General features: G+C 38.8%; 18 protein-coding genes, 3 pseudogenes and 1 riboswitch. Of the genes and pseudogenes, 17 read left to right on the forward strand and 4 right to left on the reverse strand.

The window, feature by feature from the left end; translation table 11 throughout:
- The first annotated feature begins 477 nt into the window (after positions 1 to 477).
- The 7 genes and pseudogenes from MKY17_RS04025 to MKY17_RS04055 all read left to right on the forward strand — a co-directional run bounded on the left by MKY17_RS04025 (position 478) and on the right by MKY17_RS04055 (position 6,917).
- On the forward strand, positions 478 to 1,335 hold the full coding sequence (locus MKY17_RS04025; RefSeq protein WP_286176993.1) for a glycerophosphodiester phosphodiesterase: 858 nt from the start codon (positions 478 to 480) through the stop codon (positions 1,333 to 1,335).
- Between the two features lie 46 nt (positions 1,336 to 1,381).
- Positions 1,382 to 2,072: pseudogene (locus MKY17_RS04030) on the forward strand (zinc-binding dehydrogenase); the annotation flags it as partial.
- 325 nt (positions 2,073 to 2,397) lie between these two features.
- Complete coding sequence (locus MKY17_RS04035; protein ID WP_098370866.1) at positions 2,398 to 2,850, forward strand: hypothetical protein; 453 nt, start codon at positions 2,398 to 2,400, stop codon at positions 2,848 to 2,850.
- 234 nt (positions 2,851 to 3,084) lie between these two features.
- Positions 3,085 to 3,618, forward strand: coding sequence for a histidine phosphatase family protein (locus MKY17_RS04040; protein ID WP_098370867.1), 534 nt, complete (start codon positions 3,085 to 3,087; stop codon positions 3,616 to 3,618).
- A gap of 170 nt (positions 3,619 to 3,788) precedes the next feature.
- Positions 3,789 to 4,577: an HAD family hydrolase gene (locus MKY17_RS04045; protein ID WP_098370868.1), complete on the forward strand. Its 789-nt coding sequence runs from the start codon at positions 3,789 to 3,791 to the stop codon at positions 4,575 to 4,577.
- Positions 4,578 to 4,692: 115 nt separating this feature from the next.
- Positions 4,693 to 4,807, forward strand: a riboswitch (TPP riboswitch).
- Between the two features lie 135 nt (positions 4,808 to 4,942).
- Positions 4,943 to 6,724, forward strand: coding sequence for a phosphomethylpyrimidine synthase ThiC (gene thiC, locus MKY17_RS04050; protein WP_098370869.1), 1,782 nt, complete (start codon positions 4,943 to 4,945; stop codon positions 6,722 to 6,724).
- A 22-nt stretch (positions 6,725 to 6,746) separates the two neighbouring features.
- Positions 6,747 to 6,917 carry a hypothetical protein gene (locus MKY17_RS04055; protein ID WP_179891032.1) on the forward strand — a complete coding sequence of 57 codons (171 nt, stop codon included), beginning with the start codon at positions 6,747 to 6,749 and terminating at the stop codon, positions 6,915 to 6,917.
- 102 nt (positions 6,918 to 7,019) lie between these two features.
- On the opposite strand, the pseudogene MKY17_RS04060 reads toward MKY17_RS04055, so the two are convergent.
- Positions 7,020 to 7,240 (reverse strand): annotated as a pseudogene (locus MKY17_RS04060) (hypothetical protein).
- 417 nt (positions 7,241 to 7,657) lie between these two features.
- Between MKY17_RS04060 and MKY17_RS04065 the strand changes: the two are divergent.
- A complete protein-coding gene (locus tag MKY17_RS04065; protein ID WP_098370870.1) occupies positions 7,658 to 8,290 on the forward strand; it encodes a spore coat protein in 633 nt (210 codons plus the stop codon).
- Positions 8,291 to 8,347: 57 nt separating this feature from the next.
- Here MKY17_RS04065 and MKY17_RS04070 read toward each other — a convergent pair whose 3' ends face one another.
- Complete coding sequence (locus tag MKY17_RS04070) at positions 8,348 to 8,713, reverse strand: carboxymuconolactone decarboxylase family protein (protein ID WP_098370871.1); 366 nt, start codon at positions 8,711 to 8,713, stop codon at positions 8,348 to 8,350.
- A 116-nt stretch (positions 8,714 to 8,829) separates the two neighbouring features.
- A complete protein-coding gene (locus MKY17_RS04075; RefSeq protein ID WP_098370872.1) occupies positions 8,830 to 9,531 on the reverse strand; it encodes a cytochrome c oxidase assembly protein in 702 nt (233 codons plus the stop codon).
- An 8-nt stretch (positions 9,532 to 9,539) separates the two neighbouring features.
- On the opposite strand from MKY17_RS04075, the pseudogene MKY17_RS04080 reads away from it, so the two are divergent.
- From MKY17_RS04080 to MKY17_RS04110, 7 genes and pseudogenes are all read left to right on the forward strand, one after another.
- Positions 9,540 to 9,896, forward strand: a pseudogene (locus MKY17_RS04080) (manganese catalase family protein); the annotation flags it as partial.
- A 455-nt stretch (positions 9,897 to 10,351) separates the two neighbouring features.
- On the forward strand, positions 10,352 to 11,119 hold the full coding sequence (locus MKY17_RS04085) for an arylamine N-acetyltransferase (RefSeq protein WP_098370873.1): 768 nt from the start codon (positions 10,352 to 10,354) through the stop codon (positions 11,117 to 11,119).
- Between the two features lie 223 nt (positions 11,120 to 11,342).
- Positions 11,343 to 11,972 (forward strand): hypothetical protein, encoded by a 630-nt coding sequence (locus MKY17_RS04090; protein WP_142323950.1) that lies wholly within the window; start codon positions 11,343 to 11,345, stop codon positions 11,970 to 11,972.
- Positions 11,973 to 12,328: 356 nt separating this feature from the next.
- Positions 12,329 to 12,472 (forward strand): anti-repressor SinI family protein, encoded by a 144-nt coding sequence (locus tag MKY17_RS04095; RefSeq protein WP_142323951.1) that lies wholly within the window; start codon positions 12,329 to 12,331, stop codon positions 12,470 to 12,472.
- A gap of 212 nt (positions 12,473 to 12,684) precedes the next feature.
- A complete protein-coding gene (locus MKY17_RS04100; protein WP_098370875.1) occupies positions 12,685 to 13,254 on the forward strand; it encodes a YdhK family protein in 570 nt (189 codons plus the stop codon).
- 275 nt (positions 13,255 to 13,529) lie between these two features.
- The gene (locus MKY17_RS04105; RefSeq protein WP_260398102.1) at positions 13,530 to 14,009 is read left to right on the forward strand and encodes a GNAT family protein; all 480 of its coding nucleotides are present in this window, start codon (positions 13,530 to 13,532) and stop codon (positions 14,007 to 14,009) included.
- Between the two features lie 377 nt (positions 14,010 to 14,386).
- Positions 14,387 to 14,518: a hypothetical protein gene (locus MKY17_RS04110; RefSeq protein ID WP_286176981.1), complete on the forward strand. Its 132-nt coding sequence runs from the start codon at positions 14,387 to 14,389 to the stop codon at positions 14,516 to 14,518.
- Between the two features lie 102 nt (positions 14,519 to 14,620).
- On the opposite strand, the gene MKY17_RS04115 is transcribed toward MKY17_RS04110, so the two are convergent.
- Positions 14,621 to 15,457, reverse strand: a complete 837-nt coding sequence (locus MKY17_RS04115; protein ID WP_098370876.1) for an RMD1 family protein — start codon at positions 15,455 to 15,457, stop codon at positions 14,621 to 14,623.
- Positions 15,458 to 15,931: 474 nt separating this feature from the next.
- Between MKY17_RS04115 and MKY17_RS04120 the strand changes: the two genes are divergently transcribed.
- Both MKY17_RS04120 and MKY17_RS04125 read left to right on the forward strand, forming a co-directional pair.
- Positions 15,932 to 17,116: a glycosyltransferase family 4 protein gene (locus MKY17_RS04120; RefSeq protein WP_098370877.1), complete on the forward strand. Its 1,185-nt coding sequence runs from the start codon at positions 15,932 to 15,934 to the stop codon at positions 17,114 to 17,116.
- Positions 17,117 to 17,136: 20 nt separating this feature from the next.
- Complete coding sequence (locus tag MKY17_RS04125) at positions 17,137 to 17,460, forward strand: hypothetical protein (RefSeq protein WP_098370878.1); 324 nt, start codon at positions 17,137 to 17,139, stop codon at positions 17,458 to 17,460.
- The last annotated feature ends 27 nt before the right edge of the window (positions 17,461 to 17,487 follow it).

A 17,487-nucleotide genomic window follows, 5' to 3' on the forward strand; every position in this document is an offset into this window, starting at 1 on the left:
CAGACTTGACGTATTAATGAAACGGTTAAAGACGTATTAAACAGCGAAGAAAGGAGTTAAGTAACAAGGAGTAAATGTTTAGTTGTTGGTATTTGGGTGACTGTTTTTTTCTACTATTTCAATATGTACATGCCAAGAAACTTTTTATATTTTCTTATTAGATTACCAGTATCCATGTTTAGCACATTTCTCATTTATAATTTTTTTGGATAAAGAGGCTTAATCAAATAATTAAGCCATCATTCATATTGGGTTAGGTACAACAAACTAATGAAAGCACTGTGGGTAATTTTTTTGATAGGTTATTTTACTCATTTTGACTAATATATTGTTTCTTTACATTATATTATCTGTAGATTCACATTCCCCTTCTAAAATGATGGTAATAATAGGAGGGAGAGAGGGAAAATGAAAACGAATATAAAGAAATTCGGTTTTTGTATGATGAGTGCTGCCATTATATTGCAAGCTACTTCCATGGGGGCCTCAGCTGCAAATGGAAATCATTCCAATTCATCTATTTATGAGAAGAAAATCGTGAATATTGCACATCGGGGAGCTTCTGGTTATGCACCTGAACATACCATTCCCGCTTATCAATTGGGAGAACAAATGAAAGGTGACTACATAGAAATCGATCTTCAGATGACCAAGGATGGAAGATTGATAGCAATGCATGATGAAAAGGTGGATCGTACGACGAATGGTACAGGTCTGGTGAAGGATTTAACGCTGGCAGAAATCAAGCAACTGGATGCCGGTTCATGGTTTAATGAAAAATATCCGCAATTGGCAAAAGAGGTATATGGAGGGTTAAAGGTTCCCACTCTTGAAGAAGTCTTTAAGAAGTTCGGAAAGCAGGCCAATTACTATATCGAAACAAAGTCCCCTGAAGTATATCCAGGAATGGAAGAAGAACTTTTGCAGGTTCTGGAAGAATATAAAATGGTGGATTCAAAAGGCCGTACCAAGAATGTATTAATACAATCGTTCAGTAAAGAAAGCCTTATGAAGGTTCATGACATGAATCCAAAGTTACCGCTTGTGCAACTCTATTCTTATAAGAACCCAGCAACCATTTCAGATGAAGAATTGGAATCCGTTAAGGAATATGCAATTGGCGTTGGCCCGAACTTCAATAAGGTTGATGGACAATATGTGAAGATGGTTCGCAGTCATGACCTTCAATTCCATCCATATACAGTAAATGACAGAGCGGATATGAAAAAGGCTCTTGAATGGGGTGCAACGGGGCTGTTCACTAATTATCCTGATGTATTCAGCGAGGTACTAAGAGAGTACAAGCATGATAATCACAATGAAAATGGGAATTAATAAGTAATTATGTGAGTCCTGGTTTTCCGGGGCTTTTTTTGTAATAGAGTCATGTGAACTTGAAGATGAGGCACTATTGTTCATGTCCGATGTGCTGCCAACCGCATATTGGAGTGTAGAAAACGCTGGAGTCAAGAAAGATGATACGGTAGCGGTACTTGGTTGTGGCCCGATTGGCTTGATGGCTCAGAAGTTCGCTTGGATGAAAGGCGCAAAAAGGGTCATTGCAATCGACAATCTTCCTTATAGGCTCAATAAGACAAAACAGATGAATAAGGTTGAGGCGTATAACTTCGACGAGTATAACGATATGGGCAGCTACATTAAGGAAATCACTTCAGGCGGGGCCGATGAGGTCATAGATGCGTATGGATGGCAAGAAATCAACGATCGAGGCGATTGAGCAAAAGCTGAAACTTCAGGGCGGAACGTTAAGCGCGATCGAGATTGCACTTAACGCCGTACGTAAATTCGGTACGATCAAATTGACTGGCGTATACGGATCCAAATATAACATGTTCCCATTAGGCAATTTATTTGAAAGGAACATTAACCTGAAAATGGGGCAAGCACCAGTCATTCACTACATGCCAAAGCTTTTTGATGAAATCACGGCTGGAAAGTTCGACCCCACGGAAATCATATCCGATAAAGTCCCTCTCGAAAAAGCGAATGAAGCTTATCAAATCTTTAACGATCACGAAGATGAATGCATTAAAGTGGTGTTAAAGCCATAATCTGAAGCTTATAAAAAGTCCAATGCATGGAGCTGCATTGGACTTTTTGGTTATGTTCACAAATAGTAAATGGCGTATTATGAATAAACGTATAAAAGAGTTGTGAAATATGAATGATAATTATGCCTTTGAACTGAAGAAATCAGGATTACACTGATTTTTTTACTATAATGGGTGGCTTTCGTTTCAGGGGAATCCGGAAATGTGACGACTGACCCTTCAATTGATGAACGAGCATATGCCAAGTGAACTTGAATAAGGGTTTTTGGTAATGAGATGGAGTATTTATATTATATAATGATAGTGACAAAAGGAGGATGTATAGATGGCATATAATTCGGCAGCAGAACTTTGTGAAGGGTTTGGGTATCCGCCCGTTCACGTTAAATTGACGATAGAGATCGTCGATAAGAGATTGGGACCTGTAACGGCGGAAGCAGAGATTGCCATCAAGCCTGTTAAGTCAAAGGAATATCTAGAAGTATTGGTGGAAGAATTGGAATCGGAGCATATCTTTGCTGATGAAAATGGCAGTATCTATGGCAGCTTCGGCATCGATCAAAGCATCCAGATATATGATGAAGTCCTGACTACAATTCCGTTCGAAGAGTTAATAGGAAAGGAAAATTGGAAAGAGACAATTGAGGAATCAATCACTGTGGATAAGCTAAAGGAACAACTGGGGAAATCCCTCAATGATTATCAATTCAGTGATTTGAGCGGGAAATATAAATTCAGGAAAAGATGTACGATAACGGAAATTCAATTCATAGAATAAACCAAAACTGGAGAAGGCGAAATGCTTTCTCTTTTTTCGATGCTATCATAATCAAATGTTTATAGTGACACAATCCGTAAGGTTTTTTAAACATACACAATGACAAGGAGAGATCAGTAAGGCTTTTTATAGTTTCAACATACATTTTTTTATGGTTTTACATAGGGTAATATATTGATAAGGACTTTTACAAGAAAACGAAATGTATATTTTAAAAGATAAAAAGGAGAATATATGAAAATTGGTTTGGTACGGCACTTTAAGGTGGCACATGAATTTCCCACTGGGAGACCTGTGACGGCGGATGATATGAAGCAATGGTTTGAGGACTATGATGCAGCGGATATCATTTACGGAACGACTTTATTTGGTGTGGAGGAATGGCAGGAATGTTATAGCAGTGATATGTCGAGAGCTGTCAAGACAGCGGAACATATCTATCCAGGTACGGTTCATCGGATGGAGGAGCTGCGGGAAATACCTTCCCCTCCTCTTAAAGGAAAGGTTAAGCTGCCGTTCATCCTTTGGGCCATCTGGATTCGCTGCTGCTCGGTAATCAACAAGCAGACAAGGGCGGAAATTAAGATCGCAGAGCGAAGAATCAATAAAGTATTGGATGAGGTCTTAGCAAAGGGGGACAGGGATGTTCTGATCGTGAGTCATGCCGCCCTCATGGTATATATAAGGAAAGAGCTGATACGACGTAGGTTCACTGGTCCAAAATTCAGGATTGCCAGTAATGGAAAGCTTTATGTATTTGAAAGATGATAAAGGAGAAAATATTAGGTTTCCCACCAGAAAGGGTAAGTCATTTTTGCTTATTTTAAGAAAGAGGAAGGCATTTTCCGAATAGTTATTCTTTTTTTATTGGTTGTGGTTTATTATTGTAATAGTGTAATTTTTACGAATTCAATAATAGGGAAAGAGGGGTGGACATTTTGCTGAAGGCAGTTTTTTTTGATTTAGATGATACATTACTATGGGATCAGAAAAGTGTAAAAGAGGCTTTTGTGGCCACATGCGAAGTGGCTAAGGAGAAATATGATCTGAATGTCGACGAGTTTGAAGAAGCGGTGCGAAAGGAAGCACGTGAGCTTTATTCTTCTTACGATACATATGCATTCACTCAAATGATCGGAATCAACCCATTTGAGGGATTATGGGGAAATTTTCAGGATGATCATGATGAATTCCGGAAGATGGCCGGGATTGCACCGGCTTATCGGAAAGAAGCGTGGACGAGAGGTTTGAAGGCATTAGGGATCGATGATCCGGAATTTGGGCTTGAACTGGCAGAACGTTTCCCGGCCGAGAGACGCAAAAAGCCATTTATCTATGAAGAATCCTTCCGTGTTCTGGATGAATTAAAAGGGAAGTACAAATTGCTATTGCTTACGAATGGATCTCCTGAACTGCAAAATACCAAACTTGAAATTACGCCTGAACTGGTTCCTTATTTCGACCAAATCGTGATTTCAGGCGCATTTGGACGAGGTAAACCAGATGCCTCCATTTTTGAGCATGCCTTGGAAATCATGGAGCTTGATAAGGATGAAGTATTGATGGTCGGCGATAATTTAATGACCGATATCCTTGGAGCATCACGGGTAGGTATAAAGTCGGTTTGGATAAATCGCCATGATAAGGAACGGAATGAAGTGATTCCAACCTATGAAATCAAGCATTTAGAGGAGCTTTACCCAATCCTTGAGAGCCTGGGGAAATAATTAACGGTCCTCTCCAAATAACAAATTTTGGAGAGGTGTAATGAAAATATTAGGTCTTTCAAATTATTTACAGAATGAAAAGGGTGATATATAGTTACCCTGTAATCAATTAAATTATTCAGACTAGGGGTGTCCAATAAAAGTTGGGCTGAGAGAGAAGCGCTTAAGCTTCTTAACCCTCAGGACCTGATCTGGTTCATACCAGCGTGGGGAAGTTAGAATCTACTAAACAATGACATTTCAATTGGTCATTTCTTTAGTCATACTAACGTTAGCCGGGTCTTAAATATGAGATCTGGCTTTTTCGTGCGAAATGGATTGGATTTTGTCCTTTTTAAATGAACTTAAAAAGGAGAAATGAAATCATGATGAGTAATTCTGTAAATGACATGAACGTTTCAATTATGTCCAGTTTTGCCGGGAGTAAAAAAGTGTATGTTGAGGGATCTAGACCTGATATTAAAGTACCTATGCGTGAAATTAAGTTAAGTCCGACTACAGGGGCATTCGGCGAAGAGGAAAATCCGCCTTTACGAGTTTATGACACAAGCGGTTTTTATACGGATTCAGATTATCCCATTGATATTCGTAAAGGTCTTGCCCCGATTAGACGAAGCTGGGTTGTGGAACGGGAAGATGTTGAAGAGTATGATGGCCGTGAAATAAAGCCCGAAGATAACGGGTATAAAAAAGTTGAGTCACAATCCAACGCCGAAGTTTTTCCGGGATTGAAAAGAAAACCATTGCGTGCAGTGAAAGGCCAAAACGTAACCCAGCTCCATTATGCCCGTAAAGGTATCATTACTCCAGAAATGGAGTTCATTTCGATCAGGGAAAATGTAGCCCCTGAGTTTGTAAGAGAAGAGGTAGCTAGCGGACGGGCTATCATTCCGGCAAATATTAACCATCCTGAAAGTGAGCCAATGATCATCGGACGTAATTTTCATGTGAAAATAAATGCGAATATTGGAAATTCCGCTGTTAGTTCATCGATCGAAGCTGAAGTGGAGAAAATGACTTGGGCTACACGATGGGGTGCAGACAATATAATGGATCTTTCCACTGGAAAGAACATTCACACGACTCGGGAATGGATTATCAGAAATTCACCTGTGCCAGTTGGGACGGTTCCGATATATCAAGCATTGGAAAAAGTGAATGGAGTCGCGGAGGATTTAAATTGGGAAGTTTTCCGGGATACATTAATCGAGCAGGCTGAGCAAGGTGTCGATTACTTCACCATACACGCTGGTGTGCTTTTGCGATACATCCCAATGACAGCAAAGCGAGTTACGGGAATCGTTTCCCGAGGGGGCTCCATCATGGCACAATGGTGCTTGGCCCACCACCAAGAAAGTTTTCTCTATACTCACTTTGAAGAGATTTGTGAAATCATGAAGGCGTATGATGTCTCTTTCTCATTAGGTGACGGCCTCCGTCCGGGATCCATTGCAGATGCAAACGATGAGGCACAATTTGCTGAATTGGAAACACTTGGGGAACTGACGAAGATTGCTTGGAAGCACGATGTTCAAGTCATGGTGGAGGGACCTGGTCACGTACCGATGCATTTAATTAAAGAAAATATGGATAAGCAGCTGGAAGTCTGTCAAGAAGCACCATTCTATACCCTGGGACCATTGACAACGGATATAGCTCCTGGATACGATCATATCACTTCTGCGATTGGTGCTGCCATGATCGGATGGTTTGGAACTGCCATGCTTTGTTATGTGACACCGAAAGAGCATTTGGGACTTCCGAATAAAGAGGATGTTCGGGTAGGGGTCATAACTTATAAAATTGCGGCCCACGCAGCTGACCTTGCTAAAGGTCATCCGCATGCAAGAAAACGGGATGATGCCCTTTCGAAAGCTAGATTCGAATTTCGTTGGAGAGATCAATTCAATCTTTCCCTCGATCCTGAAAGGGCGGTCGAATATCATGATGAAACTCTACCGGCTGAAGGTGCCAAAACAGCTCATTTCTGTTCAATGTGCGGCCCGAAATTCTGCAGTATGAGAATCTCTCAGGACATCCGTGATCTGGCGAAGGAAAAGGGTCTGGGTTTTGAGTCGGTAATCGATGAAGGGCTTAAAGAAAAAGCGAATGAATTCAGGAAAACCGACGGGGAAATCTATCAATGATTCCGACGAGAGGGAGAATTCGATGAATCGGGTAATCCAGATAAAAGTTGAAATGAAACAGTTGGAAACTCAATTGGAACAGCTGAAAAGAGAGCTGAACATTTTTCGGGAGAATTGTAATCATGAATTTGTAAAGAATGATTATAGTCAACAATGTACAAAGTGCTACTTAATCGAAAGTCTGCAATGGTAGTGATGCCTTAATTGTCCCTTCATTATCCGAATTAACCCCCTTAATCATGTTGGGGCATTCAATCACAAAGTCAACATGATTAAGGGGATATTTCATTACTTTTTACAAACTTGTTTTAGTAATATGAAGAGGATGAGGGACAAGCCATCCCTTTTCCTTATTCAATCGTAGGAATTCAGCACTTTTTGGTATGGAATTGCGCGAACATCTGTGCAATATCTTCGCGGTGCAATCAAGCCTTTTGTTGTTAGAAATGCCCATGTTCCAAATACCTCACCGTAATGCATAGGCTCTTCTTTCGGATTTTCGCTTAAAATTCCCATAACCATCCTCCTTAAGAATTTCACTGTTTAACGTAGTTAAGTTACCCTGTACTAATCCATGTATGCATTGTTAATTCTTGGAAAACGTTGGAGTGATTTTAGCCTTTTATTCCTTGTAGCCTTTCTTGATAACATTCATCACAGAGCATTTCATTTCTATCCATGTCAGTAACTTGAAACGTTACATCATGGATTTTTTTTCTTCCGTTTCATCAGTACAATAGAAGCATTTTTGTGTCATTAGAAATCCTCCCATTCAAATAAAAGTGTTTATAGTTTAAAACTTCACGTTTTTTATACAGAAAACATGACTGCAGCTTAATTGGTCTTCTTGGAAGAGGTTGGTTTGAATAATCCAGTTGGGGTTTAACATACTAAACTTGTTCACATGATTGATAAAACGAGGAGGGAAATACAATGCAAAACCAATATCAACAAGGTCAAGTACACCAGAACATGCAAACGGGTGCCATTCCCCCACAAATGAATCACGGTGGTCACGAAGTATTCGATGTACATGAAGTGTTGTCTGGAACCATTGTTACTTTAAACACATACACTCTTTTGCGTCAGCATGTACAGGATCAGGAATTGCTGGATATTCTGGATCGTCAATATCAGTTCATCCAAGATGAATATAATATTACATTGGAGTGCTTCCAAACGGGCCAGGATCCTTCTAAACGGACTCAGAGCTACAAAATGAATCAAGGTAACGATTTTATATATGGATTGACTCCAACACAGCCAAAGAAACCTTTGCAATCCGTCTCGGAAATTACGGATGAATGCATTTCAGCCATGATGCTGGGAGCTGCCAAGTCTACAGCATCCATGAAAGCGATGTCAGCGGTAGAAATAACGAATCCGGTGGTACGCCGCGTATTAGCAGCTTCCGTTCCGAATTGCATTGAAATGGCCTATGAGATTTCGGTATATCAAAACAAACATCATTACTACCAAGTTCCACAGCTTGCACAGCAGGATATGCAACAAATGATGAATTCGTATGCACCCGCACAAGGAAATAACAACAATATGAGTCATTAAAAGCATTTGTTAAGAACATAAAGAAGGGAAAGGACTAACTCTCCTATCCCTTCTTTATCATTGTTTCATCTGATTTATTTCCTGGATGCATTCCTGGACAAGGGTAACAGCCTGACTCATGGTGGCTCCTCCGCCAAATGCCGCAGTCACGCCAATGGCTTCAAGAATTTCTTGTTCGGAACAGCCTTGATCAAGACATCCTTTTGTATGATAGATAATACAGTATTCATCTTGTGAATATAAGCTTATTCCAAGTGCGATAAGCTGTTTTTCTTTCTGGGATAATTGACCTTCTTTAAAGCACTCTTCCGTAAACGAATTGAATTTCTCTGCGAGATCAGGCATTTTATGCGTAAAGACACCGATTCCAGCTTTATAATCACGAAGAGCATTTTCAGTAGAATTGTTAGCTTCAAATTCCATTTTCCATCCAGCTCCATCCTAAATTTTTTTCATCAAAAATTAGTATGAGCTAAATGTTGGACGATTAAACAGAAACATAGGAGTTTACCAAAAAAGTAATCATGGAACCGTCCTTCCTACAAGGCAAGTGAACCCTTAGGCCGGGTGGCTTTGAACCATTGATAGCAAGGGATGCAAATAAGTGCAACGTCAATGGCATCACCGGCATAGTACATTAACATTCCACAATTTTCCGCTTGTTCCTTGGTGACTCCGCTTGGAGGATGGGCAAAAATATATTTAGAAAGGACATCATGGCCGGCCAGTGAAATTGTAAATACGATAGCTCGAAACATGAAGCTGAACCTGTGGGGCGCAGGGTCCATATAAATCATGGACGCAGTGAATAGATAGCCCGCTATGAACACGTGAAAATGCACCAATGCATGTAGAAGGGCATTTTGATGCATCAACCCATATAGCGCAGTCGTATTAAGTATCCAGAGTCCCCCAATATTAAGCGCGGAAGCAGTGATTGGATTACTTAAAATGCGCAGCGGACAACTTTTCAACAAATTTGAAAGGCGTCTTGCTGATTGTACATCAAGTGTTCGCAGTGCAAGAGTAATAGGTGCAGCAAGCACGAGGAGGATTGGTGCAATCATACCAAGCAGTAAATGACCAACCATGTGCGCCGTGAAGTCCATATGCGCGCGAGTGGCTATAGGGCCTATAATTGCAGAGGCTGCACAGATTGTGCCAAGAATCCAAAAGAACATACGGTATAAGGGCCATTTTTTATAGCGGCAGTTTGAAATTACGACAGCTGCTAGATAAATAACTTAAACAAGATGAAGGGGTACGTGCAACCTTCCGTAAAATGTTAGCCCGTGATCGTTACCACCAATATCAATGGATTGCGGCCATTGCAGAACTTGAAGAAAAAAATGGCGTTGTCGTTCCCGCGTCATTCCCACCGGAAGCGGAAATGGAATCTCAACCGGAAGCGTACGAATTCTGGAACTTGTCAGAAGGTAATGAATCAGGAGATGGACTGTGGGCAACAGGAAGCGCCCCAGATGGTACGGGGGATTTTGTTTATGTAGCTGAACCAGTTGCAAAAGGGCAGATTCCTAACCCTAAGGTTCCGGCAGCACAATTGCATCATGACCTGGATAGAAGTCAATCGCTTAATAAAAGGTAATAGAAACTTTTCAAAAAAAAGCTCGATGGCCCCTAAAGGGACATCGTTTTTTTTATGTTTACAAAATCTGATTATTTGCGTGTGGATATGTTTTGGAGTAGCATAGTTTCCATCCTCAAGACACCATTTTAAATAGTAAGAAGTGGGACAAATGAAAGCAGTAGGTGCAGAATAATTACTATTTAAAGATTTTTCTAAGTCCACCCCGAATAGGGCGAACATTAATTAAGTTGAAAGCCTCTGCGATAAATAGAACGAATATTGTTTCACGAGAAGGGAAATCCGGTTATATGGCCCATCCAATATTGGTGAATGAAGTTTCTGGGGAAGTGGCGGAAAGGGAAAAGGTGGAGCTAATGGCAGATTGATTGAAGAATGAAATATGGACAAAGTATAATGAATATATACAAAGTCAAGATACTCTTCGTCGGTATCTGTCTAAAGGGGGAATCTTAATGAATGAACTGAATTCATTATTCAGGAAAAGAATAGGGCTCCAGGAAGATGTGAAACTGACATTTGAGAAATTAGATGAAATTCTGGATAAGACAGCGAAAACCATTCCTTTTGAAAACTTATCAATCATGGCATCCCATCTGAGTGATATCAATAAAACGAATATCATGAACAAAGTCCTCGTGAGGAATGAGGGTGGATTATGCTATGAATTGAATGCAGCCCTTTATTTTTTCTTGAAGGAAAATGACTTTGATGTATTCTTGGTTCGGGGTGTCATCTATAATCAGGGGTGGATGACCATAGGAAGGACCCATGTCACCATTCTATTGAACCATGAGGGCCGAACCTATTTGATCGATACGGGTTTTGGCGGGAATCTGCCTTTAAAACCAGTACCGTTGAACGGGGAAACGGTCGCTTCCCAAAATGGTGAATTCAGGATAAAAAAAGAAAGTACCGATCATGGAGATCATATCCTTGAATTAAAACTGAAACATAAAGATCGCGATTGGAGAATAGGGTATGCTTTTGATTCTTCAAAACCGGTAGGAAATGTAGCGGAACTTAATGAAGTCCAAACGATCATCAGGGAAAATCCCCAATCGCCATTTAATAAGCATCCATTAATCACCCGTTTGACAAACAGCGGGAACATCACTTTAACTGATACATCCTTTACACAGTGGGAAGATGGGAAAGTGACTAAAGAAGAAATAGATGGAATACGATTTAAGGAGTTAATGAAACAGCACTTCGATAGATAGTGGAAAAAAGGGCTGAATATCAAAGGCGTCCATACCAAAAGACTGTCCATTCCCGACAGTCTTTTTTATGAATACCTGCGAGGAGGCTGGCGGACAGGCAGCGAATTTCTAAAAAACTGTAGGTAAACTCGCTTTTTTCGAATTTGTCTACAGTCTAAAACATCCATTACGGAAGTTTTTACTATTTATTCAATAGATTCTAATTCAGTGGGGTGAGAAGGATATGGAGAGGAAGAATCGATTGGTTTTTACTAGATCGAATGCAGCTGCTAAACGAAAATTCGATGAAGCGATCACCATTTTGGAATATAGCGTAATGCTCGTTGAACTCTTTGGTTTAGAAGAGTTCAACAATATAATTGCCGGACAGTTAAGGCTGATTCTATGTGAAACGAAAATTACGCGCATTAAGCGGGAAAAGGTCACGATTGACCAATCATTAATTAAGAAAATCAATCCTAACCCGAAATTGTATCCGATTAAAGACTCCATTCAAATGAGCAATGTTCATATTACGGAAGACCTCTTCGATTATACTAAACAGAGGATTGAGCTAAAGCTTTGGAGAAATCAAATTATCTATAAAACCGATATCCAAGGAAAAATCCAGGAAATTAAAATCATTGATTTTATTAAGGAAACAGCTAATAAGATTGGCGGTGCGCAAGCTGAATCAAGTTTCCCTAATAAGTGCATTATTTCGGATGGACATACCAAAACCATGTTAATAGGTATAGCGAAAGGGTTATTCAAATCCATAGGCAGGGATTATAAAAAACATGCCTCAATGAACCTTTCACATATCATACAAAAAATCGAACAATCAACTTTGGGAGACTCTTTGGGAAACTAGACATAAGAAGGACTTTTGACCAAGTCCTTCTTGCTTGATTTCCAGGCAATATCCGGCAGGATTGTTCACCTCAAATAACCTCTATCAATAAACCATCTCTTTTTACCTCTGTTAAACCACGCTCGAATGCAAGCTGTTCACTTTTATTATTAAATAATTAAGGTTACTAATATAGAAGAATGGGGAATTCCCTGATTACAAACAAACATTGGGGCCTTATATGTAAATGTAAAGACTTATTAAATTTACACTAAAATGCAGCTATGGATGATTGAGATAATTTATAATGATTTCCGAATATAGTTTTACACAAAATTGGAAAAATAGACTGAAAATAAAAAGAAAGAGATGATGATATGAAGGATTTTGATAGAAACCTTCCTGCCGAATGGCTGGAATTAGTCACATTGGCAATGAAATCGGATGTTACAAAAGAGCAATTCAAAAAGTTTCTGCAAGAAAAGTCGAATAGCAATAAAAGTAGCGATTGTGGTGGCTAAATTGAATTCTGTTCAACCAAAGAAAGGTGATTTTTTCTATCTGCGGAGAAAGGTTCTTCTTTTTTCAGACCTTTATTATTAACGCTATCAGGTTAAACAGGACTATTGCATAAAAAAAGTATGAGGGCACCGTTTCTTTTGCTACAAGTCACTCCTTATTTTCTGCATATTTAATTGCTAAAATGGATGCGATCATAAAGGAGGTTTTATTCATGAAAAAAAGAACAAAATTGCCTATCATCCTATCATTATTAGCAGCGCTGTTTTTAGTCCTTGGCGCATGTTCCAACAGCGATGATAAAAACAAAGAAGAAAAAGAAGAAATGGAACATAGTGAAATGGACATGAACCATTCTAGCTCGGGCGATGTTCCAGAAGGATTAAAAGTTGCAGAAAATCCAACCTATGAAGTTGGAAGTCAAGCGATTATCGAATCAGGTCATATGGAAAGCATGAAGGGGGCGGAAGCAACAATAGTGGGTGCATTTGATACGACTGCTTATGCAATTTCGTATACGCCTGCAACTGGCGGAGAAAAGGTGGAAAACCATAAATGGATCATACACGAAGAAATCAAAGATGCAGGTGAGAAGACGTATGAACCCGGAGCGAAGATCACAGTAAGTGCTTCTCATATGGAAGGGATGAACGGGACAGTCGCTGAAGTTGAATCTGCTGAAAAAACGACTGTTTATATGGTCGATTTCACACCGACTACGGGGGGAGAAAAAGTAAAGAACCATAAATGGGTAACGGAAAGTGAATTATCAGCGTCTGAATGATTTAACATCATGATGCAAAACAGAAGAAGAAAATAAGTCTTGGTTTATCCTTCATAGTTACTTTTTTTATGGATGAAACCAATAGGAACGTTTTTTAAAAAAATTTAAACAACTCGCTTTTCTTCGAGTTTGTCTACAGTCTGAAGGAATGGCAAACAAGCCATTCCTTTTTTTTGTGAAAATTTTCTTGGGGATTATTGTATGTAGTGGATTGTGAAATTTTAGTATCTGTTAATATGGATTTATCAAAATGTAAAAAATGGGGTGTATGTTTGGTGACTGGATTAACTATTAGACCTTTTATGGAAAATGACTATGAGGCGCTGAGCAACTATTGTTTACCTATAGAACAAGCAATCTATACTTCTTTACCTTTGAAAGTTATCGAAGACTTCAGGAAGGATAAATATAATCTCCCCATGGTCATTTATTTAGATCAGGATTTGATTGGTTGTTTTGCCTTATATACGGATAAAGCAGGAAATCAATATACAAGTAATGAGAATGCGGTTCTTCTTAAATCATTCTCCTTGGATTTGCGCCATCAAAAAAAGGGGCTGGCTTTTAAGACTTTAAAAGTGTTGCCTGAGATGATCAAACTAAGTCATCCAGATAAAAATGAGATTATTCTAACGGTGCATCATTCGAATGTTCCAGCGATAAATTTATATAAAAAAGCTGGATTCCTTGACAAAGGATACAGATTTAACGGGGAAGAAGGGGAGGAATTTATTTTCCATTTTGCTTTGGATTAAGGGAGCTTTAGATAACTCCGGAATATATAGAGGGCAGTGGAACGTGTTTGCAACCTCGGGGGAGTATGATAGAAGACAAAACGTTCTCCCATGAGAGGTAAACGATAGGGGGATCAATCATATTAGAGGCATAAAGGAAATGGGAATCTCCCATAGTACCTAGTCCCCGGTGTGTATGGGATTTAATTAAACTTCCATACACAGTATCTTAAAAATGAAAGAGTGGTTAAACGCAAAATAGGCATCTTAATGACCCTTCAGTTTGTCGACAAAATTGGGTTCGGGATGGTGTTATCCATAATCCCTTTCACGGCTTTAGCAATGGAAGGATTACCAAAATTTTTTACTCTTTTATATGGGAAGAAACTCATATTAGATTGAAGAAAGTTGCGACACTCCTGCCGAATAACTGGCTAGCCGAGACACCGCAGACGCTTGGCAGACAGTCGGCGGAAAGGGAGCGGATTTCTGAAATCAATTGGAACGTTTTTCAAAGAAAAAAACTGTAAGCAAACCCGTTTTTCGAATTTGTCTACAGTCTGAAACATCTTAATGATGCTTATTTGAGATTTTTCCCTATAATTTTAATATCGATACGATATGTTTAGAATTCACGGTATCCATCCTACAATTTCTAAAATCGTGAGAACAATCTCAAAGACAATGAGAATCACAATGATCCATTCAACGAATAGTCCCCTGATCGAATGGCTGATGTTAGAAAACCCATCCATAATGTTATATAAAATTTCAGTTTTACTTTTCAAGATTTTATACCGATCATTCAATTCAAAAAAATCAAGCATTCTGTCATAAAATTCGCCGGCGATACTGCTTGTCCATGTAATATCAGGTTTATCCAGAATCATGATATACGCTAGGGTATTGTACTCGTGACGTACGATTTTTGCCGTCGTCCTTGCTAGTTCCTTGTTGCCGATTCTCAGCTTGCCTTTTTCCAGTCGGTCTATCATGGTTTCGAGCTTGTCGTGAATTTTTCCGAGTTGTTCCTCGGTTTTTTCAAGTGCCACCGATTTTGCGAGAATAGTGGAAATTAATTCAGGGTAGAAAAATTCATATTTAGGCACAACTACATATTCGTCTGTCAAATTGATGTTTTCAGTTTCACTGAAGTGAAGGCTGTAATCGTCTGTATATCTATCTACATTAACGAGATCAATGTCCGGCTCGAAAGAATGGATAAAGGATGAAAATTCCTTAATCTCATCCGCGTGTGAGTAATTAATGAAGACAATGCTGCCAAAGGAAAAAACCAGCACCTGTTGAGATTCGTCCACATTTTTATTAAGGATGGAACTTAGAATATCTCCTTTAAGGATTAAAGGCTCTTCCCAGGTGAATTTTTTAGGGATGCCGCAATGAATGGCGATCTTGTTCAAATCAATTTCATTAGTGATTGCGCATGCTTTAAAGGTAATTGGTTCCATCTATATCACTCTCTTCAGCAAATTGGTCTTTTTTCGATTCTATTCTATTCTTGCAAAAACATGCTTGAATAATTCTTGAAGGTAGAAAAAGTTTACTGACTGGTGTCTAAACCAATAAATTCCATTAAGGATATAAAAAATAATCAAGTCTAAGCTTTTGGTTTTATGCTCTACACTCCCAAGTCCAATTAACAGACTTAAAATACAATAGTTTATATGTAAGAGGGCGATTATACGAATGCTGATCCTCCCGGTTATGTTCTTACTGAAACTTAACAAAAACATATAAAAGTTCATGAAAACTTTACTTTTATTTACAGAAATCTCATATTGATGTCAATATTCAGTAATACATGTTTGTTATAATCGATTGACGGTTTTAAAAGTGATTGGAAAAGGGTCTTCTAAAAATCCTTCATTTACAGATAAGTAGCAGGCTGATTGAAGATGACTGAATAGTAGGAGTGAACAAAAATGGAGGAATCTATAAATCTATATGAGCTTACATTTAGTGAAAAAGATAGATATGTAATCATTACGAATGCTTATCCACATGAAGATCAGTTATATCGGAATGGGTTTATCCACCGAAGAGTCAAGGCTTATCTGGATGAGGGTTTGAAGGTTGATGTCTTTGTTTTGCATCCTGCCTATAAAAAAGCAGAAAAGTATACGTATGAAGATGTGCCTGTTTATCGAGGAACTGAACAGCATCTGCGCATTTTCTTAAATCATAAAGTACATAAAAAAGCGCTCATTCATTTTGTTAATCCCAAAATGGTACAAGCGATAAAAGAAACGAACACAGATTTACCGATTATCACCTGGATACATGGATTTGAAACGGAAGCATGGCATAGAAGATGGTTTAATTTTCTTGAAAGCCCTGAAAGCTTGAGGAAGATACTTGAAATGTCGGACGACTATTATGTAGAACAGCTTTCTTTTATGAATTGGTTTTATCAAACGAATGAATTGGATACAACATTTGTTCATATTTCCAAATGGTTCAAAGAACATATTGCGGAATGTGACGCAAGAGCAGAATCGAAAAATTCAGTAATCATTCCTAATGTAATAGATGACAATCTGTTTACCTTTATCGAAAAGCCTGTTGAAAAGCGGACAAAAGTCCTTTCAATCAGGCCATACGCTTCACGAAAATATGCCAATGATTTATCGGTGAAAGCAGTGCTGGAACTATCGAAGAGACCATACTTCGATAAGTTGGAATTTGCATTTTATGGTGATGGGAAATTGTTCGATCAAACCGTTGAGTCAATCCGGGATTTTGAGAATGTGACGATTCATAAAGGTTTCCTATCTCAGGAGCAAATCGCTGCATTACATAAGGAGTATGGAATTTTCCTTTGCCCGACCCGTTTGGATTCTCAAGGGGTTTCTATGTGTGAGGCAATGTCGAGTGGGCTAGTGCCGATTTCAACAGATATTACGGCAATCCCGGAATTCGTAAAACACGATGTTTCTGGCCTTCTAACAAAGCCTGAGTCCCCTATCGAAATTGCCGATGCAATAGAGCGCTTATATTACAACTCGGACGTATTTTTAAGAGTGTCAAAACAAGCTTCTCAGTCGATTCGTGAAAAATGCGCGGTAGATGTTGTTATTAAAAGAGAATTGGAGATTATCCAAGGTTAAATGAGGGGAGTTTTTTCAATATGGACGAACGAAACGAATATTGGAAAACTATGTATGAGGAACTTGAATTACAAATGAAAGACATGATGTCCATGACATTGGAGCTCATAGAGGAAAGTGGGGCTGAAAAGCAAAAAAAAATTGAGAATATTACAAAAGAAAATAATATGCTACGGGAAGAATTAGAAAAAAGTAAGATGGCCCAAAAAGAAAATATTAAGCTTAACAAAGAAATACGAAGACTTAAGTTATTAGAACACAAATTCAACGTTACATATGCAGGGAAATTCACGTTAAAATATCTTGCGCTTAAATCATCTATTAAAGAACAAATAAAAAAATAAAAATTCATATCAGATTTCAGTCATTGG

It is taken from the genome of Peribacillus sp. FSL P2-0133, from assembly GCF_037975445.1.
Taxonomy (GTDB): Bacteria; Bacillota; Bacilli; order Bacillales; family DSM-1321; genus Peribacillus; species Peribacillus simplex_E.